Source organism: Streptomyces sp. NPDC001933 (assembly GCF_042890955.1).
Taxonomy (GTDB): Bacteria; Actinomycetota; Actinomycetes; order Streptomycetales; family Streptomycetaceae; genus Streptomyces.
In genome coordinates, this window is sequence record NZ_JBIASS010000043.1 from 1 (window position 1) to 23,656 (window position 23,656).

The window sequence follows — 23,656 nt, forward strand, 5'->3', positions numbered from 1 at the left end:
CACCGGTGGACTGCACGCTGATGCCCGCGGTGGCGGTGTCCTCTCAGGGTTCAGCCCTCGTCGACGTACTCCCAGAAGACCGGCGAGTTCGGTCACCGAACACAGCGGAGACCGCCGCCGAAGCCCGACCACGGGTCGGCCAGCCAGAGGCCGTAGCGCGGGGCTGTTCGCTCGGCATCATCCAGCCCGTGCCGCGCCGTGCGGCTCCCACCCACCCCAGGAGGTGAGTCATAGTCATCTCCTAGGCTCCCAGCTCCCCTCCAACGATCTGGGAGCCCGCAGTCCGTATAGCCCTTAAATGTCTGGGATGCCTGGGGCTGAGAGGGCAGTTTCCCAGGCAGGCGCGTTGCGGCAGGGGAGCTGGGAGCCTGGGAGGTCCACCCCCGGGGCAGTGGCTCACCGTGTTTTCCCGCCCGTAGCGGCGGCGGCTTCCGCGCCCCCTCGGCTCCGCCGCCCATTCCAGCCCGAGGGCGATGATTCGCTGCTCCAGGCCCTCCTGACTCTGCTCGTCAGGCTGGGGCCGTTGCCGGGGCGCCCTGCGCCGTTCACCGAGTGGGACAAGATCTTCGGCGACGCCCGCCTCTGCGCGGCCATCGCCGACCGGATTACTTTCCGCTGCACGCCGATCCAGACCGGCACCGGGTCCTACCGCCTTCAGACCACCCAGGAAATCCCTCTTCCCCAACCCGGACTGAGCTTGTCACTTAACCTCGACTGGTTGCAGAACGTCATATGCGTGATCGAAGTCTCGAGGGATTCTGTGTTGGAGCTGGTGCCGGATGACGATTCGCTGGGCGGTATGCGTCCGGTCCTGGACGGAGATGAGGCCGTCTCGGGCTACGAGCCCCAGGAGGGTTTCCCGGACCGCTGCTGGGTCCTGCACGCCGTCACAGTGAGGGGGGAACGAGTTCGGTGGAACGACGTGCTGGCGCACGTCGGCAAACGCCTGGAGGACTGGCAGTTCACTCCCTCCTTCAGGGTCTTTGAGAGGCTGGACCTGCCCGAAGACCTTGAGAGGCCGGACATGGGGGAGATCGACCGCGACAGTTTGGCTCACCTGGTCGAGATCCTCGCCCGCCACAGCCCAGAAGGCCATCGCACGGAGTGCTACTGGGCCCAGGCGGCGATCGAGGACATCGGCCGGCCGATCCCGGCCCGCCGGGGCCGACTGGATGAGGCACTGGCTCACCACGATGCCAGCACATGGCCCGACCGAACCACAGGCATCCAGTTCCCCGCGCACTGGTGGCCCGTGGAGGGTTCCTGGTTCGTCCTGACCGACTGGGACCTGAGCGCCACGGAAGTGTTCGGGCCTGCGGCCCTGATCGCCGATCTTCTCGCCGATGACGGGCTGGACGCCGTGCGTCACCCGAGCGTTGCCGAGGTGCAGGGCAACTCCGCGCAATGGCGCGAGCGCGCAGACTGACCCTGACGCATAACTGACACACCACCGGCAGCACGAAGGGCTGGACCCCACGGGTCCAGCCCTTCCGCATGACGGACGCGAGCCCCTGGCCGCGACTTGTCAGGGAGGCGACCCGGGCCCGCACCCACAAGCTACTGGCACTTCTCACCCCCGCCCCGTCGGACACTCCGCCCCGAACCCCGGGCTACCCGATCAGTGGTGCTCCAGAACTGGTCGTTCTGCCCCAACCAGCACGTTGCCGTCCGTCCGTCATTCCCCTGCACTGCTCGGCAGGCCGGGGCCCCGCCCGCGGGCGGGGCCCCGGCCCCTCCCAGGAGGCCGTCAGCTTCCTCGTCGGCCACGGCCGGGCCAGGGGGCGTCCGACACGCCCCCGGCCCCTCCTCCCGTCACCACGGGCCCTTCGAGTGGTTACGGACGTTGGCCGATCCGGTCGACGACGCCCACCTCCTGACTGCTGCGCATCTCGAAGTACCTGTCGACCTGCCGCCACTCGCCGTCGACGCGCTTCGCGTTGCTGCCCTTGAGACGAATGCCCAGGTAGTCGTAGGTCTCACGGTCGAAGACGAAGGTGAAGGTCACGTGGGGGTATGACACCCCGACCCCGTGCCGGCCCAGAGCGTCGACCTCGTCCTCGTCCACCTTGATGCGTGGCAGTTTCGCCAGGGCCTCGAAAGCGGCGGCCTGCAGGCCGGGCGGCATGACCCGCGGCCCCTGCATGAGCAGACATGCCTCCACGAACACCATCCGGTCGGGGTCGGGCGCGGGCCCGCCGGCCTTGCCCCCCTTCGCCCCGGACGGCTCGACGACCGCGACGCGCCCGCGGCCGAGCCACTTGAGGAGCTCGTCGGGGTCGGTCGGCCACTTCTGCAGCTTCGCGTATTCATTGGGCGGCCACTGCACTTTGTGCTCGCCCAGTGGGGGATCGTTGTGGATCTTGCCGTGCTCCTGTCGGCGCGAGGGCCTGGAGCCGTCCACCGACAGCCAGCTCTCGTCCGTCCACGTCCTGGTCTTCCCGCCCTTCACGGGGGTTCGCGTGATGTAGGTCTTGGTGTAGAAGTACTGGTCGTTCCGCGGGATCGGCAGGCCGGCACCGGTGGACCGCGTCCTGTCCGCGGCCTTGTGCAGCACCTGCGCCGCGCTGAGGGTGGTCATCCTCGGGGAACGGGGGTCCCCGCCGTTCCCCGAGGCCACCAGTACGGTTCCCGCCGCTGCCGCGGCGACCGTCGCGGCCACCGCGACACGGAACACCGTCCGCCTGGGCAGAGCGAGAGCGACCCCCCTGCGGCTCTCCCGGCCGATGGCGGTCATCAGCCGGGTGCGGGCGGCGGCACGGGCCTCGGCGGTCAGGGGAGGCGTGTCCGCCTCCAACTCCTTCACGGAGGTGAGGTCATCCATGATCGGGCTCCTCCTGGAACTCTTGCAGGGCTGTGGGATCGGACCCGCCCAATGCGTCGCGCAGTCTCCTTCGAGCCCGGTGCAGCCGTGAGCGGACGGTGCCCACCGGCACCCCCAGGGCCTCCGCGGCCTCCGCGTAGTCGAGATCACCCCAGGCGATCACCAGCAGCACGTCCCGATAGCGGGGCGGCAGCTTGGCGATGCAGCCCGCCAGCGCACCTCGGGCGCTCTCGGCGGTGACCCGGTCGGCCACCCGCTCGGCCATCGGCTCGGCGCCTGCCTCGTCCGGGACGCCGGCGGCGACCCGCGCCAGCGCCCGGAGATGGCGCGCCTCGGCCCTTCGGTGCTCACCGACGAGATTGGTGACGATCCCGTACAGCCACGGGCGCGCCTGAGCCCTCGACAGGTCGTAGCGGCGCCGTTGCTGGAAGGCGATCACGAAGGTCTCCGCCATCAGATCGTCCGCCACGTCGGCGCCCAGCCGCCGGGCCGCGTACCGGTGGATGTCGTCGGCATAGCGGTCGAACAGCACGGCGAAGGCATCGGGTTCGTCCCAGGACCGTTCGATCACCGAGGCGTCGGAGTCCGGCCGCTCGTTCGTGCCCTCGGCACGGTGGACTCCGACGCTCGGTGAAACGGTCATCGGTCGCCTCTTAGGCTCATGTTTTTCCCTCGAAGACGCGGGCATGGTCACCCGCTGTTCGCCGATGGCCCGATTCGGGTTCCCGTTCCTGTGCGCGCAGGGCCCGCTCGTGTGCCGGCACCCGACGCGGCGGCGCATTGGTCCCCTCCGTCACCCGGCGGTCGCAGTTGCCGGAGGCAGGAGATGCCCGTGCACCCTCGCCCAGGCACGAGCAGCCGTCAGTCCTTCCTCGAATGCGACGTCCTGGTGGGACCAGACCATTCCCAGCCCGGTCAACTGTTCGACCCGCCCCGCAGTAAGACGCCCTGCTTTGTGGGATTTCCGCTGGTCGGCGAGCCAGGTCCCGAGCGGGAACCCGGCCGGCACCCAGTCATCAGGGGTGACGTAGCCGTACGGCATCCGCAACTGCTGCGCCCCGGTCTCCTTCACGTACCGCACGCATGCCTGGATACCGCGCCGCCAGAACGTGTTCTCCGGCTCGATCACCCGCAACTTCACGAACCGCGCCAGCAACGCCGGGTCCCTGGGCGTGCTGAACTTCAGCAGCTCCCGGGCGGGCACACTCGGCCCCCGCTCACCCTCCGACACTTCCCGCTCAGCTTCCGCCTCGCCTTCCTCGGCTCGCTCCGGGGGCCAACTCCTGCTTCGGATAAGGGGATCGGCGAGGTGATCGTTCGTTTCGGTGCCATGTGCCCGCAGCGCTGAGAGGATTTTCGCGAGGGTTCCGTAGGCCTCCGAAGTCAGCATTCCGTCCGGTGTTTCACCCGGATCGAGGAATACGGGAACGGTCAGGGAAGCGATCTTCCCTTGACCGGGTTTGATTCGCAGGGCGCGTCCGGCCGTTTGCACGATATCGATCACCGATCCCCGTGCATCGCAGAATGCAACGGAGTCACAATTCGCTGTATTGACACCCTCGCCCAGTCCCTTCACCGAGCTTGGTAGGCGAGACGTTCCTCGTTGCTGCGCGCCGGGTCCGGGCCGGGGGTCCGGGGAAGGCGTGGTGGCGAAATGCTGCCACCCCTGGCAGGTGGTCGCCGGCCATGCTCCGCGGGCAAGGTCCTGGCCGGCCAGAGGTGTGCACTACGGCGGCGTCGCCGCTGGGGCCAGCCGAGGCCGGGCCGGGCTGACACGGCGGCAACCGAGGCCCCGGCCGTACCGGCATCCGGGGGCGGGACGCCCGTACAGCCGCGCGGTTGCGCCTGGAGCCTCGGGCGCTTGCCGCGCGGGCCTGGTCCCCGACCTCGCCCGGCGCGTCCCGGAAGCAGGTGCGGGTCAGGTGCCGGACGGGGTGTCAGATCTGGTTCCGGACAGCGCGTCGGTGTAGATGCCCGTCATCGCGGTCACAGCCCGTCGGCGGTCCAGGGCCGGGTCCAGGCGGTGCTGGATGTTGATTCCCAGGGTGCCGCCGAGCAGCGCCGCCGCGACGGCCTCCGGGTCGGTGACGTGCGCACCGGTCGCGCGCAGGTGGTCGGCGTACAGGCCGCGGATCTTGGCGTACTCCTCGGCGTACGTCGTGCGCAGGGCCGACTCGCGGCTCACCGCCTCGATCAGGAGTGTCGAGAAGATGTGCGCCTGGGGCCGGGACATCAGGGCGAAGTTCGCCTCGATCAAGGCCTCGATTCCGGCGTCCGGCCCGGCGACGGCCAGGCGTTCGCGCATGAAGTCCGTGCCCCATCGGAACGCTTCCTCGATCACCGCCTTCAGCAGCCCGTCCTTCGAGCCGAAGTGCCAGGCCACGGAGCCCCGGCTGATGCCGGAGCGCTCCGCCACGGCCTGGACGGATGCCGCGGCGGACCCGCCCTCGGCGGCGAGTTCCCACGCGGCGGCCACCAGTCGGCGCTGGGTCTCGGCGGAGATCTCCTGCTTGCGGGTCGCACCCACGGGTTTCCTTCCCAACGTTGCGGCGGCCTGACACGGCCGATTCTGTCACGCCGACCGGGCGGCGCCGGGGGCCGGCAGGCTCTTGCCTATGTTATCGGTCCAGTTCTATGCTGAGCGTCCAATAACTAAGGAAGGTTTCGTCATGGAACTGATCGACCTCACCAGGACGCTGGACCCCGCCGACCGCGAGCGGCTCCCCGAGCAGCTGCGCCCGCTCGCCCCGGTGATCGCGCCGGCCGTGGCCTACGCGCACCCGACAGGCGAGGGCCGAGACCAGTTCGCCGCCGCCATGCACTGCAGCGTCGAGGACCTGCCCGACGGCGAGGGCTGGGGCGCGGAACTGCTCACCGACTTCAACTCCCACCTCGGCACCCACGTCGACGCCCCGCTGCACTACGGCTCGACCTGCGAGGGCAGGCCCGCCCGCACCATCACCGACATCGCCCTGGACGAGCTGTGGTGCGAGGCGCTCGTGCTGGACCTGCGCGGCCGGTGCGAACCGGACGCCCCGATCACAGTCGAGGCGCTGGAGTCCGCCCTCGCCGACAACGGCGCCCCGGTCCCGGCCGGCGGAGCGGTCCTGCTGCGCACCGGCCAGGAGCGCTACGGGCTGTCCGACCCCGAGTTCTTCCGCTACCCGGGCATGAGCCGCGACTCGACGCTGCTCCTGGCCGACCTCGGGGCCAAGGTCCTGGGCACCGACGCTGCGGGCTGGGACCTGAGCTTCCCCGTGATGGCGCGCAAGTTCCGCGCCAGCGGCGACAACTCCGTGCTGTGGGACGGCCACCGGGCCGGCCGCGAGCGGGAAGTCTTCATCGTCCAGCAGGTGACGAACCTCGCCGCACTGCCCCCGTCAGGGTTCCGGGTGGCGTTCTTCCCGATCAAGATCGCCCGCGCGAGCGCCGCCCCCGCCCGGGTCGTGGCCTTCGTCTGACCCCCGATCCCCGCAGACCGACCCCTGCACCCTGCCGAGGAGAGGAACCGGCCATGAAACTCGCAACCGTGGAGCACGACCGCATCGAGCGGACCGCGCTCGTACTCGATCAGGGCGAGCGCCTGCTGCTGCTCGACCGCGCCCACCGCCTGGTGACCGGCGAGCACGCCCCCGCGCTGACCACCATGCAGACGATCATCGACGGCGGCGAACCCGCGCGACAGACCCTGGAGCGGCTCGCCGCACAGGCCCCGCCCGAAGCGGTCGTCGCCGCATCCGAGGTGCGCTGGCTCTCCCCGCTGCCCAGGCCCGTACAGATCCGGGACTTCGGCAGTTTCATGGATCACTTCCGCAACGCCCGCTCCCGGATCCAGGGCATCCCGGCCGACCAGGTCGAACTGCCCGCCATCATGCTCGAACGCCCGCTGTACTACGTGACCAACCGGCTCTCCGTGACAGGCCACGACAACGACATCCACTGGCCCGCGTACTCCTCCGTGCGGGACTACGAGCTGGAATTCGCCTGCGTGCTGGGCCGCGGCGGCACGGACATCCCCGCAGCGGACGCTCCGTCGTACATCTTCGGCTACACGATCTTCAACGACTTCAGCGCCCGCGACACCCAGCTGGAGGAGATCGCCACCGGGCTGGGCCTGAGCAAGAGCAAGGACTTCACCGACTCGAACGTCCTAGGCCCGTGGATCGTCACCGCCGATGAGCTCGGCGACCCGTACCGGCTCACGATGACCGCCCGCATCAATGGCGAGGAGGTCAGCCGGGGCACGTCCGCCGACATGCACCACACCTTCGCCGACATGATCGCCTTCGCCTCCCAGTCGACCCGGCTGCACGCCGGAGAGGTCCTGTGCTCGGGCACCGTGCCCACGGGCTGCGGACTGGAGCACGGCCGCTACTTGGAACCCGGCGACACCGTGGAACTCGAAGTCTCCGGCCTGGGCGTGCTGTGCAACCGGGTGGTGTCATGAACCGCGAAGCACTCATCCTCGGCGTCGGCGCCACCCCCTTCGGCCGCCACCTCGATCGCAGTGCCGGCGGCCTCGCCGGCCAGGCCGCACACGAGGCACTGCGCGACGCCGGACTCACCCCGGCCGACGTCGGCGCAGTCTTCCACGCCACGGTCAGCCAGAAGGCGATCGACGGCCAGCACATGATCCCCGGCCAGGTCGCCCTGCGCCCGCACGGGTTCGCCGGGGCACCCGTGGTGAATGTGGAGAACGCCTGCGCGGGCGGCGCCACGGCCCTGTGGCTGGCGATCGCCCACGTACGGGCGGGCCTGTCGGACGTAGCCCTGGCCGTCGGCGTGGACAAACTCGTCTGCGCTGAGCCCGCCCAGGGGCTGGCGGTGTTCGACGGGGCCATGGACATCGCCCACCGCGAGGAGACCCTGGCCGCGCTCACCGCCCTGACCGACCCCCTGCCGCCCGAATTGACCGTGGACGGCGACCGGTCGGTGTTCATGGAGATCTACGCCTCCCTGGCCCGCGCCCACATGCAGCGCTTCGGAACCACCGAAGCCCACCTGGCCGCGATCTCGGCGAAGAACCACGCCCACTCCGTCCACAACCCCCGGGCCCACTTCCGTCGAGCATTCACCGCGCAGGAGATCCTGACGGCGCGGCGGGTTGCGTGGCCACTGACGGTGCCGATGTGCTCACCGGTCAGCGACGGGGCCGCCGCCGTCGTCGTGACGCGCGCCGACTTCACCCGCGACGAGTCGGCCGTGGCGGTACTGAGCAGTGTCCTGTTGTCGGGCACCGACCGGGCGCCGGACGACGCCGGGCGGCACATCGGCCGCCGGGCCGCGCTCGCCGCCTACGAGAAGGCCGGCATCGGCCCGCAGGACGTCGACGTGGCGGAGGTCCATGACGCCACTGCCTTCGGCGAGATCCAGCAGGTGGAGAACCTGGGCTTCTGCCCGATCGGCGACGGCGGCCCATGGTCGGCCTCGGGCGCCGGCGCGCTCGGTGGCACCGTTCCGGTGAACCCGTCCGGAGGACTCGAATCGCGCGGCCACCCGGTTTCCGCCACCGGACTGGCGCAGGTCTTCGAACTGGTCACGCAGCTGCGCGGCCGGGCGGGCGAGCGCCAGGTCCCCGACGCGCGCATCGCCATCGCCGAGAACGGCGGCGGCCTCTACGGAATCGAGGAGGCGGTGGCCGCCGTGACCATCCTGGGGAGGACCCGATGACACCCGGCTACGCGGACCTGATCCTGTCGGCGCTGCGCAGGCGGCCCGAGCACACCGCCTTCCGCTTCACCGGCGACGACGGGACAAAGCACACCTGGACCTACGGTGAGACCGCGGAACGGATCGAACGCACCGCGGCCGCGTTCGGACGACTGGGCCTCATGCCCGGCAACGGGCTCGCCCTGCTGTGCGGCCCGAACCCGCAGGCGTTCACTGTCATGGCCGCCGCCTGCCTGGCCGGACTGCGCTACACCGCCCTGCACCCGCTGGCCACCGCAGACACCGACCGGACCGTCCTGCGCGACAGCGCGTCCGACTACCTGGTCGTGGACGACACCCGCTTCGCCGCCCGCGCCCGCCCCGACGGCACCAAGGCGATCACCCTCGCCGAACTCGACCGAATCGCCGCCGACACACACCCCGGCCCGAACGACCCGCGCGGCCCCGCGCTCTACCTCTTCTACACCGGCGGCACGACCGGCGAACCCAAGGGCGTGATGCTGCGCGACCGCTCACTGCTCGCCAACGCCTGGGCCTGCTCCACCTGGGCCTGGCCACCGGACACCCACTTCCTGATCACCACCCCCATGTCGCACGCCGCCGGGCTCCTCGTCGCCCCCGGCCTGCTCCACGGCGCCGGCTTCGAACTCCACCCCTCCTTCGACCCGGACCGCGTCATCGACGCGATCGAACACGACGGCGTGAGCGCCACGTTCGTCGTCCCCACGATGCTGTACACCCTGCTCGACCACCCCCGCCTCCCTGCAGCCGACCTGTCGGGGCTGAACTGGGTCCTCTACGGTGCCGCCCCCGCCGCCCCCGCCCGGCTCGCCCAGGCACACCGGCTCCTCGGCCCTGTACTCAGCCAGCACTACGGCCAGGCCGAGGCCCCCAACGCGCTGACCGTCCTGGACCCGGCCCAGCACCGCGACGACCCGCACGTCCTGGGCAGCTGCGGCCGGCCGATGCCCGGCGTGGAGATCGCCCTGCTCGACCCGCACGGCCGGCACGTACCGGCAGGCGAGCCCGGCGAACTGTGCGTCCGAGGACCGCTCGTGATGGACGGCTACTGGAACAAGCCCGAACTGACCGCAACCGCGCTCGACGGAGGCTGGCTGCACACCGGCGATGTCGCTCGCGAGGACGACACCGGCCTGATCACAATCATCGACCGGATCAAGGACACCATCATCACCGGCGGATTCAACGTCTACCCGCGCGAGGTCGAGGACGCCCTCGCCACACACCCGGCCGTCGCCGCCAGCGCCGTCTACGGCACCCCCGACCCGCACTGGGGCGAAGCCGTCACCGCCACCGTGGTCCTGCGCCCAGGACAGCAGGCCACCCCAGCCGATCTGACGGACCACGTCCGCGCCCACAAGGGCGCACTCTGGACCCCGAAACTGCTCCATCTCGCCGATTCGCTGCCCCTCACCACCCTTGGCAAGATCGACAAGAAGAAACTCCGCAACCAGCCCTGAACGGGGCTCGGGCGCGCAAACCGCCCCACTTCCTCAGATGACACAGGGGCGGCGCCGAGCGCACCCTGGCGCGTGCTCCCGCGCCGGCCTCACGCTCGGTTTCTCCCATGGCCGTCGGAGATCGGCTGCCAACGGGCGGGCGAGACGGAGTTGGGTGTAGGCGGCGAGGATCGGTCTTCACACTCGTGATCCACTGGTCGAGTCCCGGCCCTGACGGTTGTTCATGAGCTCGGCAAATGCGCGGACGTGGTGGGCGGTTCGGTCGAGTGCGGGGCAGCGGGCCAGGATCGCCTTGAGCTGCTGGGCCTGGTCGTCGGTGAGACGGTCGGGATGGCGGGTGAGCCAGCTGGTCACGTTTCGCACGGATGGCGCCTTGCGGGGCGGGTCGTGCGGGAAGTTCTCGCGGAGCTTGGTCACGTACTTTTCACGACGTTCTCGCCGCCGGGATAGCCGCGCTCGCGTACTTCCTCGAACAGGCGGCGGGCGACGGTGCAGCCCTCCGTCCACCGCTGGTGCAGGTAGGGCTTGTAGGGGTCGAGGATGCTGGCCCGGCCGGTCCACCGGCCGACCAGGAGCTCGTCCGCGCTCGCCGCGTTGGCGTATCGGCGGACCGTATTGCGGGCCAGCCCAAGCTGGCGGGCGATCGGACGCAGTCCGACGCCCTGGTCGAGGAGGGCGTGGACGGCAGCGTGTTGTTCCCGGACCCGGTCGGAGAGCCGGCCGGTTGTCCGCGGCTGTGCGGGAGGGCGTGCTTTGAGGTCCGCCTTGTCGATGACCGCGGCATCCGGGGCCGCAGGAGAGTCGTGCGGCTCACGCAGCAGAGCGCGGTGTTGAAGGACTGTCTTCTCGACGGCCTCGGCGAGATTCGACCAGATGTGCCAGCGGTCCGCGACGTGGACCGCGTCGGGAGCACCGAGGCGTCCGGCCTCGGCATAGGCCGTGGAACGGTCTCGGCAGATCACCTCGACGCCGGGGTGGTCGGTGAGCCACCGGGCGACCGTCGACGTCGTTCGGTCCGGCAGCAGGTCGATGGGCTGACGGGATTCGATGTCGATCAGGATCGTGCCGTAGTTGTGGCCCTTGCACAGTGCGAAATCGTCGACCCCGAGTACCCGCGGCGTCGAGGTCTCGGGCTCTGGAAGGCGGCGGATCAACCGCAGTAGCGTTGACCGGCTCACCCCGGCCGCCAGGGCGTGGGACAGGCGGGCACCCGCCCGGCCCGCGAGCATCACCGCCAGGCGCTCCAGCACCGTCTGCAGACCAGTGCTGCGACGACCGTGCCGGACGGTCAGGCCGTCGACCTGCTCGGTCGGAGGCCCGCTGCTGTGGCCGGCCGAGGAGGTCTGGCCGTTGTGCTCCGAGCGCGAGGGGTCGCCGATGGTGCCTGTCGTGCAGATCTACCGCACCAGCGTTCCTGGCACCGTCCCGTTTCCCGAAGGGTGCGATCTACTCCAAGTTCTGTGGTGCCCACGGAAGCACAGCGGCCATCGTTGGATCGTTCCGCACGTCCAATGGCGAGAGGCGGGCTTGGTCGGGAAGGTGTTGGAGACTCCGCCATGCCCGGCTGAGCTGTGGAAGAACTACGTCCCACGTCCTTGTGTGGTGCATCCAGAGCTGGTGACGGAGTACCCCTATTGGGATCTTCATGACGACATATGGGAGGCGTTGGAGTTCCGGCTCTTGGACCTGGACCAGGAGACGGGCTGGGACTACCAGAGCCACCTCGGTGTCCGAGGTGGGAGTCCGGGGCGAAATCCGCCGCTGTCTTTCGCTCTCCTGCCGTCGGGGCGGGCCGGGCGCGAATTGCAGGGCCGACCGGGCGCGCGTCACCCTGATAGCTGAGGGCAGGTGCTGACGTGCACACCAGCGACGAGATCTACCACCGGGTGCTCTGGGACCCGCGCTTCGACCCCGAGCGGTTCGTGATGGGGATCGCCGAGCGCGGGGCCCCTCCGAAGCGGGTCCTGCTCGGCGACTTCGTACCGGGCGGGGAGATCCCCTGGCACCGGGTGGTGTTCTTCGAGGCGGACGGCCAGGTCGTCTGGGACCGCGCCTGCGGCATCGACCGACTCGACGAGACCCTCGTCGGGCAGGTCGGTCCCGTGCCGGCCCCGGCACCCGGCGACGTCCTCGCCGTCCCGCCGACGAACCGCACCGCCGTCGCCTGGCTGCCGCCGGCGGAAGCCGCCGCCCCACTTGACGGCGAGGGCGTTGATCATGGTGCCGAGGACGGCGGCGCCGGCGAGCGGCGTCAGCAGGCCGAGCACCAGGCCGAGCCCGCCGAGGATCTCGCTCAGTCCGGCGATGGCGGCCATCGTCTCGCCCGAGGGGTAGCCGCTCATCGTGAAGAACTGGCCGGTGCCCTTGAGGCCTCCGCCGCCGAACCAGCCGAACAGCTTCTGCGCACCGTGGGCTGCGACGGTCAGTCCGAGGGCAACGCGGATGACCAGCAGTCCGACGTCGTAGGCGTGCGGCGAGGTGCCCTCGGTGACGCCGGAGTGGGAATCGAGGGAACGGGTGAGGGTCGGAGCCATGTTGAACGGATCTTTCTGAGAAGAACGAGAAGGCTTACTTGAGAGTTCAAGCATCTGACGGTAGCGGATGCGTGAAACTTCAAGTATTGCCCGTGATCGACGGTCGGCGACGCACCCCTTCGCGGAGCGCTCGGCAGCCTTGCGGTCCTGTGGTTCTGAACGGTGATGTCCTCGCCGCGATGATCGGCCGCTGTCGTACGACAGCGGCCCGGCACGATGCGGTCCCGGTGCAGGCGGTCCCGTGCAGTCCCAGGCGGCGGAGCGGCGAGGTGGGCGGAGCCGCCCGGAGAAGTCAGGGGAACGTGCAGGAGGGCGTCTGGGCCGGTGTCGGTAGGCCGTACCCGCACGTCGCCCACGGCTCGCTCCGGATCGGGCCTGCGCCATCGAGGACCTTCTGTGCATGACCCACGACGCCCTCACTGAGCAGCGATGCGAGAACGGAGTCTGCGACTTCAGCGAAGGACGCTGGGAACTGACTGACATCAACCAGCAACAGGCCACTGGCAGGCCGGCCCATTGCGATGTGCGCGGCCGGGAAACGAACTCCCGGCCTCCGGCAACACCGCCGCCGCTTCCGGCCTGTGACGAAGACCGATAGGTGGCCTCGCAGCATTCAGTAGCCGGTGGTCAGCAGCTTGCGAAGAAGTTTTGTTGGCCCCGATGGGGGACGGTAGGTGGCCCCGAAGGGCATCGGCTGGTTCTGCTCATGGGGGTCGGCCGCAGCCGGACCGTTGGCAGGGCTATGCGGCCATGGGGGCCATCGGTACAGAACGATCAAGGTCGGTTCGCGCACTGATCCGCTCTGCCGCTGGGGTTCGGCGAATCGGCACCGGGCGGGGTCGAGTTCTGACTACGGTCCGGCCGTGCCGGTGGAGTTTGTGGAGGGGTAGGTGACCTTCCAGGCCGCCTCGATCATCCGGAAGATCTCGTCCACCGCGGCCTTCGGGTCGGCCGCCGCACGGGCCAGCGAATAGGCGTCGATCACGAACCTCGCGATCGCCCGGCAGGCCGTTGTGGTCCGTGACAGGTCGGGATCGGCGGCGATGGCCGTTGCCAGCGACTCGGCGTGGCGCAGTCTCATCGACTCCTCGTACTCCCGCAGGGCAGGTGATTCGTCGATCATGCGCCGGATCGGGGCGGCGCTGTCCGCCGTGCAGTGGCGTACCAGGGCCTGGATCTCGCGGCGCAGCGCGGGGATGAGCGGCTCGTGCGGCGCCCGGCCGGTGACCGCCCGCATGAGGCGTTGCTCGAAGTCGTCGTCCTGCTCGAACACCAGGGCCTCTTTCGAGGCGAAGTGAGAGAAGAGCGTGGTGACGGCCACGTCGGCCTCGGCGGCCACGTCACGGATGCCCACCGCGTCGTACCCGCATTCCAGGAAGAGCCGCAGGGCGGCGTCAGCGATCTTCTGGCGGGTCACGGCCTTCTTGCGTTCGCGGCGTCCGGTCGGCACGGTCATGCGCTCACACTATCAGGTGCAAATTCATAACGAGTCCAAAACGCTATCAGTTAGTGCTACGGTCGCTGCATGAAGAAGGTGAGCTTCGCCGAGTTCGGCGGTCCGGACGTCCTGCAACTCATAGATGCCGAGGAGCCCCACGCGGGCCGTGGCCAGATACGCATCGCCGTGCGGGCGGCGGGCGTGAACCCCGTCGACTGGAGGATCCGTGAAGGCCAGGTCCTGGGGGCCCATCCGATCGAGTTGCCCTCCGGAGTCGGGCTGGACGCCTCCGGGGTGGTGGACGAGGCCGGTGAGGGCGTCGAAGGGGTCGAGGTCGGCGACCGCGTGTTCGGCGAAGGTTCGAGCACGTATGCCGAGTTCGCCGTGCTGTCGGCCTGGGCATGTATGCCCGAGGGACTGACGTTCCAAGAGGCGGCCGGGTATCCCTCCGTGGTGGAGACCGCGCTGCGGATCATCCGCGAGGTCGGTGTGCAGGCCAGGCAGACGCTGCTGGTCAGCGGTGCATCCGGGGGAGTCGGATCGGCGGTGTTGCAGATCGCCCGTGACCGCGGCATCACGGTGATCGGCACGGCTGGGGCCGCGAACCAGGACTACCTGCGGAGTTTGGGTGCCGTCGCCACGACGTACGGCGAGGGCTGGGTCGAGCGGGTGCGGGAGCTCGGCCATGTCGACGCGGCTCTCGATCTGGCCGGCTCGGGCGTGATCCGCGAGCTCGTCGAGCTGACCGGGGATGCGCAGAAGGTGATCTCCATCGCCGACCTCGCCGCGCCGGAGTTCGGTGTTCGATTCTCCGGCGTGGCCGGGAGCGTGCCGGAAGCGCTCGCCGAGGCCGTCGGCCTCATCTCGCGGGGAAAGCTCCACCTTCCGGTCGAGAAGTCCTACACGCTCGCCGAGGCCGCTGCGGCGCACATCGACAGCCAGGCCGGTCACACGCGCGGGCGCCGGGTTCTGGTCGTCTGAAGCCAGCTATGCGTCGTCCTCAAGCGGAAAGTGAGGGCGACGCCAGCCAGGATCTCGCTACTTCATCGGAAGACAGCGGGCCCAAGTCCCAGCGGGGCCGGCAATCGATCGGGAGGGTCAACTACAAATCGTCGTCACGCGGCCGTGGACGCGTTCCTCGCGGCGACTGCGACGAGTCCGGCGGCGTCGCCCTGGACGGGCGCCCGCTCGTTCTGGGACCGAAGCTGATGACCGGGCCGTCTACCTTCATGCGGGCTGGACAAGGGGCACGTCACGTACACGGTCGCGTCATGATCCCCATCGCGCCAGTGCGCCAGCAGGAGGCACAGGAATGTTGGAAACGAGGGAGGCGCAGCAGTGCGAGACCAACTCCTCGGAAGTCGCTACCGGTTGGTGTGACAGCTCGGCGAGGGCGGAATGGGGCAAGTATGGGAGGCACAGGATGAGACGCTGGGTCGGCCCGTCGCGGTCAAGGTGATCTCCCTGCTCGCCGGTGGGGAAGCCGCGGTGATCAGGCACGTGCCAGGTTCCTGCGCGAGACACAGATCACAGCCCAGCTGCAGCACCCCAACATCGTGACCATCCACGACCTCGGCGAAACGGGCGCGGGGGACAACAGAATGCCGTTCCTGGTGATGGAACTGGTCCGAGGCGAGGGCCTGGACGCGACGCTGTGCCGGGGTGCCGTCGCTTTGCCCGACGCTGCCCGATGGGGCGTGCAGATGTGTGACGCACTTGATGGCGCACACAATGCCGGAATTATACACCGGGACGTCAAGCCGTCCAACATCCTCGTCACTGACGGGGCCATTCTGCAGCCGAGTACGGCCGGTCGGCCACTGGTCGCGGGGGGTACGCCTGGAAGAACGCGCGTCAGAGTTCCGGATATTCGAGGATGTCGTCGTTGGAGTCGAATTCGTGCTCGTCTGCGGGGAGATCGGGGAAGTACTCGGTGTCTGCCTCTCCTGTGAGGATGGCGAGGAGGAAGGCTGCGCAGGAGCTGTCGTGGTGTTCCCAGAGGGGGCCTCGGCCTTCGTTGAACATGACGGTCCAGCTGTCCGGCTCGACCTCGGGCCTCATCAACCAGTAGAGCATCGCTCCGGTGCCTTCGATGTAGGCCCAGGGGAGGGCCCTGGCTCCGGAGGTTTCAAGCTGGGTGGGCTTGGGCTCGGTCTTCCACAGCTTTTCGAGGGTGTCGGCCCGCTCGACGGCTTGAGCTACAAGGTTGTAGTCATCGTCGGGGCAGGCGGGGTCCAGCAGCCAGATTGTCTCGTCGAAGACGCCACCGCCGTAGATTTCGACGAGTTGCCGGTAGTCGGTCGGCAGAGGGATGCCGAGTTCCTCCTCGATGGCTGCCCAGTCCACCGTGCGGTGCGGGGCGGGGGGTGCGACGAGTGCGGTGAGGCGTTCCACGTCCGGGTGCATGGCGGGTCTCTCTCCTGTGCAGGGTGGTTCAGATACGTTTTGCAACGTTCAGAATGGTGTTGGTGCTGGAGCCGCCTTCGTAGAGTGTGAAGCTGAAGCCCTTGTTGCCCGTGGCTTCGATTGTGAGACCGAGGGGCACCATGTCGGTCGGATCGTTGGTCCGGTAAACGGGCGTGACCGTGTACTCGATTGTCTCGTCTTTTATGTCGACTGTTTCCCGGATCTGGTCTTCTATCTTCCGCATGACGGGGGAGTTGGCGAACCGGTGCATCGTGACGAAGTTGCGGGGGTCTTTGTTCGAGCCGCCGATCTGAGCGCCGAGCAGGTGGGTTTTGTTCAGCTTCTTTTACTTCTCATATCCCGGCACCGTGGCGCTCGGGTTGGTCTGCCCGCCGGTCATGTCGCCTTCGATCGTGGCGCGCATCGTCGTTGCGCTTCCCCCAGGCCCTGGGCGTCCGTACCGTACGCGTCCGCCCCAGCTGACGTCGCTTTCGTCGCAGGTTGCGAGGCCCAGAGGGTCGGTGAGGGTGTGGGGTTGTCGACATAGGTGGACGGGTTGGGTGCGGCGTCCAGGCCGAGTGGGTCGAGTGTGAGGTAGCGGGCGGTCTGCGGGTCGTAATGACGAAAGTAGTCGTGGTGGAGTTCAGTCTCGGAGTCGTAGTACTGGCCGGGAAACCGCAGAGGCGTGTAGGCGGTCGCGTCTTGGTTCCAGGTGGTGGTGCCCCACAGTGTGGCTCTGGACCGCCAGGCGACGGTGCCGGTTTCGTCGACGAGTTCGATCGGGGTACCAACCTGGTCGGTGACGATCGCGAAGAACCGTTGATCGATCGTCTGCTGCGGCGTGGCCGTCAGTGACTTGGTCTCGGTCTGGGAAAGAGGGGCCTGGCCGTCGTGGTCCCACGTGAGGGTGACGGCCTCGGCCGAGCCAGCGACGAGCGTGGTCTGCTCGGTGAGAGTGGTGCCGTCCCAGGTGAAGCGGGTCTCTTCCGCCACCGTGCCGTCGGCGGCGAGTCGTTGCTTGGCCGTGCGCCGTCCGAGCGGGTCATAGAGGTAACGCCAGAGTGTGCCATCGGGGGTGGTGACAGACGTGAGGCGGTCCTCCGCGTCCCAGGTGTAGCGCCAGGTGTCGGGCTTGCGGGACAGCCGGGTTTTCTGCCGAAGGACCACGCGGCCCTGGGCATCGTGTTCGTACCGGATGGCGCCGGCGCCGGTCAGTCGGCTGCCGCTGAAGGGGCGGGGGCCGCGCGCCTGGCTTCCGGGGTGTTGGCCGGGCCATGAGGCGTGGGTTTGGTTGCCCGCTGCGTCGTAGACGTACTGTTCTGTCCAGTTTTCGGCCCGGACGGTGGTGACGCGGCCCGCCCGGTCGAGGAGGAAGTCCCGGTTGCCGGTGTGCTGGTCGGTGACGGCGGTGAGGTGCCCGTCCTTGCGGTAGGTGTAGGCACGGTGGAGTGTGGGCTGCTGGGATCCGACGGTAGTAAGGGTCTGGCCGGTGAGCTGACCGGCTTCGTCCCAGCCGAAGGCGAGCGTGAACCGGTCGTCGAGACTGCGCCGGATCTCCCGCCCGTGTCGTGGGTGAAGGAGAACGTATGTCCTGACACTGTCAGCGACTCGTAGTCGCCCGTGGTCCCACACGCGGCCCAAGGGAAAGCCCCGCGACGAGTACCCCATGGCATCAACCCGCGAGGGCGGCAAGGAAGAATCCAAGAAGCTGAGCAGCCACCGCATGATCAACGCCAAGCAGAACAGCAAGGCGGGAACCCGGCTCAACCAGTTCTACGGGAACAACCGGATCATGGATGGCGACGGCTTCTTCGGAAAGGTGAAGTAGCCCTGCAGGAACCGGCTCCCCAGGTCCCAGCATCGGAAGACCGCCACACTGTCACCACCGCCACGTGGGCTCTGCCCGAACCAAGTTGAAGGGTGGCCGCGATGACCCACGCGTTCCAGTCCATGACGCTCTTCGTGGAGAACGGCCGGTTCGAGATCGACCCCACCGAACCGGACGCAGACGAAAGCCCCGACATCCAGCCGCCGCTCGGCGAGCCGGTCAACGGGCTCATCGCGGTCACCAACAACGCCGCCGCCATCCACACCGGCATCAAGAAGGGCAACGTCCACCTCGACACCCGCCTCTTCGACGCCGAACCCACCCTCGACATCAGCGACTGGGACGAGGTCATCGACACCACCTTCACCTCCACCACCGGCTACGCCCGCATCGGGTCCTACGAGCACGCCATGGACCTCAACGTCGCGCATCAGGGCCCGGGAACCTACCGGCTGCGCCTGCACGCCAGGGGCCGCGACTCCCAGCCCGGGGCCAGCTGGCGCCGCAACTCCAAGCCCACCGCCGAGCACTACCTGTTCCACATCTGGCCCGCCCCGGCCGCCCCCGAGACCGTGCACAAGGCCACCGACACCGTCGGCCACACACTGCGCACCCGACTCGCGACGATGACCGAGCGAGGCGCGAAGTGGTCCCTGGACGACTGGGTCGGCCCCCTCACAGTGAACACCACCGACGGGACGTTCTCCCTGCAGGACCCAAACGCGCAGACCAGGCCGCAGCCGACCGGCCTCATCTCCACCGAGAAGGACTGGGCCCTGATCACCACCAAAGCATCGACCGGCACCATCACGGTCACCCTGCACCCCGCCGACCGCGAACCAAGACCCGATCCCTTTCCATGGGACGAGACCGCCGAAGCCGTCGTCCGCTCCACCACCGGCCAACTGCTCCTGTGCACAGCCGACAGACCCACCAAGGACCACGAGGAATCCGCCCTGCACGGCTCGCGCCAGTACGGCATCCGCGTCCACGCCCGCCGCACAGCCGACGGCGAGGACTACCTCGTCCAGACATGGATGCACGGAAAGAAGTAGACAACCATGACTCGGCTCTTCGGCCCCTGGCCCGTCCGCGTCGATGAAGGACAGTTCTACATCGCCCCCGACGGCAACTGCACCGAAGTCCCGGAAAAGCGTATGGAACGCGCACTGGACCACGCCTACAAGAACGCAGGCCTGATCGGGTCCTGCAAGGACATCGCGTGCGTACTGGCCGGCATCAACTGCGGAACCATCCTGCTCTCCGTCTTCCAGACCGACGCCGACCCGGGCCCGGACCCCGCATTGTGGGACGAGACCGAGGAAACTGGCCTCACCTCATCAACCGGCGACTTCCGCTACACCGCCCTCATGGGCAATACCGGCGAAGACCCGCAAGAGCCGTACGAAACCAACCTCGCTCACGCAGGACCCGGCAAGTACCGCCTGCGACTGCGCGCCCGGGGACGGGACATCAACCCCGATGGCGTGCAGGACGACGAGCCGATCGCGGAGCACTACCTGCTCCAGGTCTGGCCGCAGCGCACCACGTAGAACTGGAACAGCACCCAAACGGACGGAAACCGCAACAAAGGCACCCAGTTTGCCTTTGCCTGCGAAGATCCCACCGGTCCCGGGACTCGTGGGACGACGTGAACGAACCTCGGACCTCAGGAGCAATCCGGGGTGCCGGCAGACGACACCCCTGCCGCAGTTTGCAGATCGGTCAGTGCCCGGTACCACCCAAGGACCAGGAGTGGGTCGAGAAATGGATGAGTTGGTGCGTAAAGAGTTCGAGCTTGAGATGGTGAAACGCGAGGCAGCGCTTCCGGCCTTGGACTTGAAGGTCCAGTGCCAGCACTGCGACGTGCCATCTTGGCCCGGACCGCTGGAGCGCATCCGCCGCTTCGGTGGCAAGCGGTGGGGCACTGGGGCGCGTTGAGTATCAGGAGTAGGCCGATCTTGTCGCAGATGCGCTGATTTCGTCACAGCAGAGCAACCGCCACGCTCGCCCCGGCTGTTGCTCTGACTTGCTGGATAAGGTCCCTCTCGAAATCACTGGCAGATCAAAAGGGGGAATCATGGGGCTCAAGCGTGCGGGCCGGTTCTGCACTGCTGGCGCGGTGGTCGCCGGGGCACTCGGTGCGTCGGTCGTCTTCACCCCGTCGTCAGCATCCGCGGCAAGCGACTGGCACTGCTACGGCACCGCAGTCAAGCGCTGCGCCACCGTCTGGTGGGACGAGGCAGCCAACACCTACCGGGCGCGGGCGAAGATCACCGACGTCGCTGGTGGCGGCAGCTACCAGGTCAAGGTCACCAACGTGAAGCTTCAACGCACCAGCAGCAGCGGTGGCTATGTGACGGTGCGTTCCGCGAAGGATTACGACGGCTGGCACGGCACCGAGGACTTGACCGGCACCAGCACCGTCAACCCGTGCGCCTGGCCAGGGCAGAGTTTCAGCGTAGTGGCGACGTTCAGCTGGAAGGGTGCGTCCGTCGGCGAGAAGACCTGGCGTCCCAACAATGCATGGGGCCATCTCTGCAGCTGACATCGCGCGATACGTCCGTCCCGCACTGAGCGGTGCGGGGCGGACGCGCTCCCCTCGGCGCATGCGCCAAGCTGATCAGCAGCCTGATCTGCCGTTCGGCTTCGCAGCTCGGGAGCCGCCGACCGGTGGACGTGGCTGGTGGTCGCGGCTTGCGCCCAGCTCCGGCCTGCCCGCCCGCTGACCACCGACCTTCGGCGGCCCTGGGAGAAGCCGACCCAGCCGAACAAGCCCACGCCCGCCCGAGTCCGGAGAGGCTTCAGGAACCTGCGCGCGCAGAACGGTTCTCCAGGCAGCGCGCCGCCGCGCGGTCCGGTTGGGACCGGCCGTCCGAGCCGCCCTTCAACGGAAGGCGCCGAGCCGCTGGTCGGCAGCAGCGGACGAATGCGGTCCCACTGCTGGTCGGTCAGCCGGGCGTGATCGGGCATCAGGATCAGGATGCTGACGTGCTGCTCGCCCCGGGCCGGCGGCCCGGCCGGGCTCAGCCAATCGTCTTGATGGCCTGGGCGGGAACACCTGCGACCAAGGTGCGGGCAGGAACATCGCGAGTGACCACCGCGCCGGCAGCGACCACCGCGCCGGCACCGATGGTCACTCCCTGCGTGATCGTTGCGCCCGCACCGATCCAGACGCCGTCTTCGATGACGATCGGGGCGAAGGAGAGGTACTCGCGGCGCTCGGCGAGGGGCAGAGGGTGCCCCCCGGTGATGAGATTGACCTTCGGGGCGATCATGACATCGTTGCCGATGCGGATCCCGCCCTTGTCCATGAACGTGCATCCCTGGTTGACGAAGACGTTCTCCCCGAACGTCGTGTTCAACCCGCACTCGGTGAAGAACGGCGGGTAGATCGTCACCGACTCCGGGAGCGGACCACCGAACACAACAGAAAGCAGTTCAGCACGACCTTCGCCGTCGCTGAACGGCAGCACGTTCAGCCGAGACGTCGCGTCGGTCACCTCCACAACTCGCTCCATATGACGTGCGAACTCGGGCTTCTGGACATACATGGTCTGATCTGTGCGAGTAGACATGCGCTAATCCCACCACCCTGAAGAACCCGCGATCAAACAACCTCGAGACCAGCCGGCGACAACCAACCGTTGTGAAATTAGGGTGGGAGTGTGGATGTTGAAGCGATGCGGACGTTCGTGGCCGTCGCCGAGACCGGCCAGTTCCAGGCGGCGGCGGACGAGCTCGGGATCAGCCAGCAGGCGGTCTCCAAGCGGATCGCGACCCTGGAGAAGCACCTCGAGGTCACGCTCCTGGTGCGCACCTCCCGAGGCTCCCGGATGAGCCTGGATGGGCAGGTCTTCCTGCCGCACGCCAAGAAGGTCCTGACCACCGTCGCGCAGGCCGAGCAGGCCGTACGCCCCGGTAGCCGGCCCTTGCGCGTCGACGTCCTCAACCGGCGCATCGCTCCTGCCCAGGCCGTCTACCGGTTCTACCGCTCCCACCCCGAGATGAACCTCGAAGCCGTCACACTGAGCAAGGAGAACGCCGCCCAGGCCACCCACGCGGTACTCAATGGGACTGTCGATGCGTCCTTCCGTGCTTTGCCGACAGGCCAGGTCCCGGCCGGGATCAGGGCCGAACGACTCCTGGACGGACCCCTGGAGCTCCTGATCGGACCCGACCACCCGTTGGCGGACGCGCCCTGGGTCAGGCCTGCGGACCTGGCTGGCCACCGCATCTGGATCCCCGGAATCAGGCCCGGCACGGAGTGGGCGACGTTCTACCAGGGGCTGTCCGAGGCCTTCGGTCTGAGCATCGACGCGCTCGGCCCCGACTTCGGTGACGAGGCCCTGATGGACGCGCTGGCCGACTCGGCCTCGCTGGCCACCCTCGTCGGCAGCGGCGACCGGTACGTGTGGCCCCAGACCCACGACCTGCGGCGCATCCCATTGCGCGAACCGACCCCGGTGTACACGCACGTGCTGCTTTCCCGCATCGGAGACCAGCACCACGTGCTGACCGCGCTACGCGACCATCTGCGCACCTCAAGGCTGCGCACCCCGGACGACGTGTGGGCACCGGACTGGATAACACGCTGGCGGAGGAGGCCGGGCATGCGGGCCCGGACCGGATCCACCGGCTATTGAACCGGATCGACGCCGGGCCTTGACCCCGGATCTTGAGCACGTCTATGCGGCTCGGGTCAGGGTAGTTGCTGTTGAGTGGAAGGTGTTCTCGTAGGTGATCGGGGATCGCTGGCCGAGCCGGGAATGCCGACGTCGCATGTTGTGGCGAGACAGCCATCGGAAGGCGTCGAGGCGGGCCTCATTTTCGTTTGACCAGCCCTTTCGCCCCTTCAGCGTCTCTCTTTTGAAGGTCGCGTTGAACGATTCCGCGGCGGCGTTGTCCGCGCTGCTGCCGACCGCGCTCATGCTCTGGCGGACGGGGGCCGACCGGCACGGCTCCTCCGGCCGGACACCTGAGGGACGGGCCACCGGGGCATGCTGATCACGAAGGACGGCCAGTACGGGCCCGACGGCCGCGCCGACTACGATCTCCGCCGGCAGCTGCTCGCGCACCGCCGTCCACTCTTCATCCGTCATGTCGGACGGGTGCCGTCGCACGCGCTCACCGTGGTCGGCGGCATTCCTGTACAGGTGCGCGAGGCAATCACACGACCGGGCAACCGAGTTGGACTCCTGCCACACGAACACGCAAGGCTGCAACAACAGGGCCTCCTGGTGCTCGAAGGACTTCAACACCCACGAGCTGCGCAGGAGGCCCTGCTTCCATGCCCCCGTTTGCGATCACCCCATCGGGAACGCCCGTTCGATCGACAAGCCACTTGAGCGGTACGACAACGGCTGCTCAGGTCAGGGTGACGAGGTCCTGGTAGTCCGCGCCCCACAGGTCCTCGACACCGTCGGGCAGCAGGATGATGCGCTCCGGCTGGAGCGCCTCGACCGCGCCCTCGTCGTG

The 23,656-nt window shown here is 68.5% G+C and carries 20 protein-coding genes and 6 pseudogenes; 14 read left to right on the forward strand and 12 right to left on the reverse strand.

The annotated features are described in order from the left end of the window. Positions 1 to 523 precede the first annotated feature (523 nt). The gene (locus tag ACFYY7_RS42205; RefSeq protein ID WP_388670766.1) at positions 524 to 1,426 is read left to right on the forward strand and encodes an ATP-binding protein; all 903 of its coding nucleotides are present in this window, start codon (positions 524 to 526) and stop codon (positions 1,424 to 1,426) included. Positions 1,427 to 1,834: 408 nt separating this feature from the next. Here ACFYY7_RS42205 and ACFYY7_RS42210 read toward each other — a convergent pair whose 3' ends face one another. The 4 genes and pseudogenes from ACFYY7_RS42210 to ACFYY7_RS42225 all read right to left on the reverse strand — a co-directional run bounded on the left by ACFYY7_RS42210 (position 1,835) and on the right by ACFYY7_RS42225 (position 5,348). After that, positions 1,835 to 2,821, reverse strand: a complete 987-nt coding sequence (locus tag ACFYY7_RS42210) for a CU044_5270 family protein (protein ID WP_388670769.1) — start codon at positions 2,819 to 2,821, stop codon at positions 1,835 to 1,837. Continuing rightward, a complete protein-coding gene (locus tag ACFYY7_RS42215) occupies positions 2,814 to 3,464 on the reverse strand; it encodes an RNA polymerase sigma factor (protein ID WP_388670772.1) in 651 nt (216 codons plus the stop codon). Before ACFYY7_RS42215 ends, ACFYY7_RS42210 begins: the two co-directional genes overlap by 8 nt. A gap of 159 nt (positions 3,465 to 3,623) precedes the next feature. Then, positions 3,624 to 4,403, reverse strand: a pseudogene (locus tag ACFYY7_RS42220) (Helicase associated domain protein); the annotation flags it as partial. 336 nt (positions 4,404 to 4,739) lie between these two features. Further along, positions 4,740 to 5,348 carry a TetR/AcrR family transcriptional regulator gene (locus ACFYY7_RS42225; protein WP_388670775.1) on the reverse strand — a complete coding sequence of 203 codons (609 nt, stop codon included), beginning with the start codon at positions 5,346 to 5,348 and terminating at the stop codon, positions 4,740 to 4,742. 142 nt (positions 5,349 to 5,490) lie between these two features. Here ACFYY7_RS42225 and ACFYY7_RS42230 point away from each other — a divergent pair, with 142 nt between their 5' ends. From ACFYY7_RS42230 to ACFYY7_RS42245, 4 genes are read left to right on the forward strand one after another with little or no spacing between them, the layout of a single operon-like run. Further along, complete coding sequence (locus tag ACFYY7_RS42230; RefSeq protein ID WP_388670778.1) at positions 5,491 to 6,282, forward strand: cyclase family protein; 792 nt, start codon at positions 5,491 to 5,493, stop codon at positions 6,280 to 6,282. A gap of 53 nt (positions 6,283 to 6,335) precedes the next feature. After that, entirely contained in the window at positions 6,336 to 7,268 is a 933-nt protein-coding gene (locus ACFYY7_RS42235; protein ID WP_388670781.1) for a fumarylacetoacetate hydrolase family protein, read from the forward strand. After that, entirely contained in the window at positions 7,265 to 8,491 is a 1,227-nt protein-coding gene (locus ACFYY7_RS42240; RefSeq protein WP_388670784.1) for a thiolase family protein, read from the forward strand. Before ACFYY7_RS42235 ends, ACFYY7_RS42240 begins: the two co-directional genes overlap by 4 nt. Beyond that, positions 8,488 to 9,972, forward strand: a complete 1,485-nt coding sequence (locus ACFYY7_RS42245) for an AMP-binding protein (RefSeq protein WP_388670787.1) — start codon at positions 8,488 to 8,490, stop codon at positions 9,970 to 9,972. The genes ACFYY7_RS42240 and ACFYY7_RS42245 overlap by 4 nt, the downstream gene beginning before the upstream one ends. Positions 9,973 to 10,149: 177 nt before the next feature. Here the strand turns inward: ACFYY7_RS42245 and ACFYY7_RS42250 are convergent, their stop codons facing one another. Together ACFYY7_RS42250 and ACFYY7_RS42255 are read right to left on the reverse strand one after the other, a co-directional pair. Then, positions 10,150 to 10,335, reverse strand: coding sequence for a hypothetical protein (locus tag ACFYY7_RS42250; RefSeq protein WP_388670791.1), 186 nt, complete (start codon positions 10,333 to 10,335; stop codon positions 10,150 to 10,152). A 50-nt stretch (positions 10,336 to 10,385) separates the two neighbouring features. Next, positions 10,386 to 11,222: a transposase gene (locus ACFYY7_RS42255; protein WP_388670794.1), complete on the reverse strand. Its 837-nt coding sequence runs from the start codon at positions 11,220 to 11,222 to the stop codon at positions 10,386 to 10,388. A gap of 672 nt (positions 11,223 to 11,894) precedes the next feature. Here ACFYY7_RS42255 and ACFYY7_RS42260 point away from each other — a divergent pair. Further along, positions 11,895 to 11,963 (forward strand): annotated as a pseudogene (locus ACFYY7_RS42260) (hypothetical protein); the annotation flags it as partial. 189 nt (positions 11,964 to 12,152) lie between these two features. Here ACFYY7_RS42260 and ACFYY7_RS42265 read toward each other — a convergent pair. Then, positions 12,153 to 12,506: pseudogene (locus ACFYY7_RS42265) on the reverse strand (DoxX family membrane protein); the annotation flags it as partial. Between the two features lie 850 nt (positions 12,507 to 13,356). Further along, entirely contained in the window at positions 13,357 to 13,962 is a 606-nt protein-coding gene (locus tag ACFYY7_RS42270) for a TetR/AcrR family transcriptional regulator (RefSeq protein ID WP_388670797.1), read from the reverse strand. 69 nt (positions 13,963 to 14,031) lie between these two features. Here ACFYY7_RS42270 and ACFYY7_RS42275 point away from each other — a divergent pair, with 69 nt between their 5' ends. Both ACFYY7_RS42275 and ACFYY7_RS42280 read left to right on the forward strand, forming a co-directional pair. Beyond that, on the forward strand, positions 14,032 to 14,925 hold the full coding sequence (locus ACFYY7_RS42275) for an NADP-dependent oxidoreductase (RefSeq protein WP_388670800.1): 894 nt from the start codon (positions 14,032 to 14,034) through the stop codon (positions 14,923 to 14,925). A gap of 557 nt (positions 14,926 to 15,482) precedes the next feature. Beyond that, positions 15,483 to 15,896, forward strand: coding sequence for a protein kinase (locus tag ACFYY7_RS42280; protein WP_388670824.1), 414 nt, complete (start codon positions 15,483 to 15,485; stop codon positions 15,894 to 15,896). On the opposite strand, the gene ACFYY7_RS42285 is transcribed toward ACFYY7_RS42280, so the two are convergent. Both ACFYY7_RS42285 and ACFYY7_RS42290 read right to left on the reverse strand, forming a co-directional pair. Next, positions 15,799 to 16,350: an SMI1/KNR4 family protein gene (locus tag ACFYY7_RS42285; RefSeq protein ID WP_388670803.1), complete on the reverse strand. Its 552-nt coding sequence runs from the start codon at positions 16,348 to 16,350 to the stop codon at positions 15,799 to 15,801. The two genes, ACFYY7_RS42280 and ACFYY7_RS42285, sit on opposite strands and share 98 nt — an antisense overlap. Positions 16,351 to 16,378: 28 nt before the next feature. Then, a pseudogene (locus ACFYY7_RS42290) lies at positions 16,379 to 17,975 on the reverse strand (RHS repeat-associated core domain-containing protein); the annotation flags it as partial. Between the two features lie 41 nt (positions 17,976 to 18,016). Here ACFYY7_RS42290 and ACFYY7_RS42295 point away from each other — a divergent pair. The 5 genes and pseudogenes from ACFYY7_RS42295 to ACFYY7_RS42315 form a co-directional block, all read left to right on the forward strand. Next, complete coding sequence (locus ACFYY7_RS42295) at positions 18,017 to 18,178, forward strand: hypothetical protein (protein WP_388670806.1); 162 nt, start codon at positions 18,017 to 18,019, stop codon at positions 18,176 to 18,178. Between the two features lie 101 nt (positions 18,179 to 18,279). Next, entirely contained in the window at positions 18,280 to 19,233 is a 954-nt protein-coding gene (locus ACFYY7_RS42300) for a hypothetical protein (protein WP_388670809.1), read from the forward strand. A gap of 6 nt (positions 19,234 to 19,239) precedes the next feature. Further along, positions 19,240 to 19,731 carry a hypothetical protein gene (locus ACFYY7_RS42305; protein WP_388670812.1) on the forward strand — a complete coding sequence of 164 codons (492 nt, stop codon included), beginning with the start codon at positions 19,240 to 19,242 and terminating at the stop codon, positions 19,729 to 19,731. Between the two features lie 527 nt (positions 19,732 to 20,258). Further along, the gene (locus ACFYY7_RS42310; RefSeq protein ID WP_388670815.1) at positions 20,259 to 20,726 is read left to right on the forward strand and encodes a hypothetical protein; all 468 of its coding nucleotides are present in this window, start codon (positions 20,259 to 20,261) and stop codon (positions 20,724 to 20,726) included. Positions 20,727 to 20,822: 96 nt separating this feature from the next. Beyond that, positions 20,823 to 21,086 (forward strand): annotated as a pseudogene (locus ACFYY7_RS42315) (transposase); the annotation flags it as partial. Positions 21,087 to 21,204: 118 nt separating this feature from the next. Here the strand turns inward: ACFYY7_RS42315 and ACFYY7_RS42320 are convergent. Then, positions 21,205 to 21,732 carry a DapH/DapD/GlmU-related protein gene (locus ACFYY7_RS42320; RefSeq protein WP_388670818.1) on the reverse strand — a complete coding sequence of 176 codons (528 nt, stop codon included), beginning with the start codon at positions 21,730 to 21,732 and terminating at the stop codon, positions 21,205 to 21,207. Between the two features lie 114 nt (positions 21,733 to 21,846). Between ACFYY7_RS42320 and ACFYY7_RS42325 the strand changes: the two are divergent. Next, a pseudogene (locus tag ACFYY7_RS42325) lies at positions 21,847 to 22,764 on the forward strand (LysR family transcriptional regulator); the annotation flags it as partial. Between the two features lie 102 nt (positions 22,765 to 22,866). On the opposite strand, the gene ACFYY7_RS42330 reads toward ACFYY7_RS42325, so the two are convergent. Continuing rightward, positions 22,867 to 23,436: an integrase core domain-containing protein gene (locus ACFYY7_RS42330; RefSeq protein ID WP_388670821.1), complete on the reverse strand. Its 570-nt coding sequence runs from the start codon at positions 23,434 to 23,436 to the stop codon at positions 22,867 to 22,869. Positions 23,437 to 23,656: the final 220 nt, after the last annotated feature.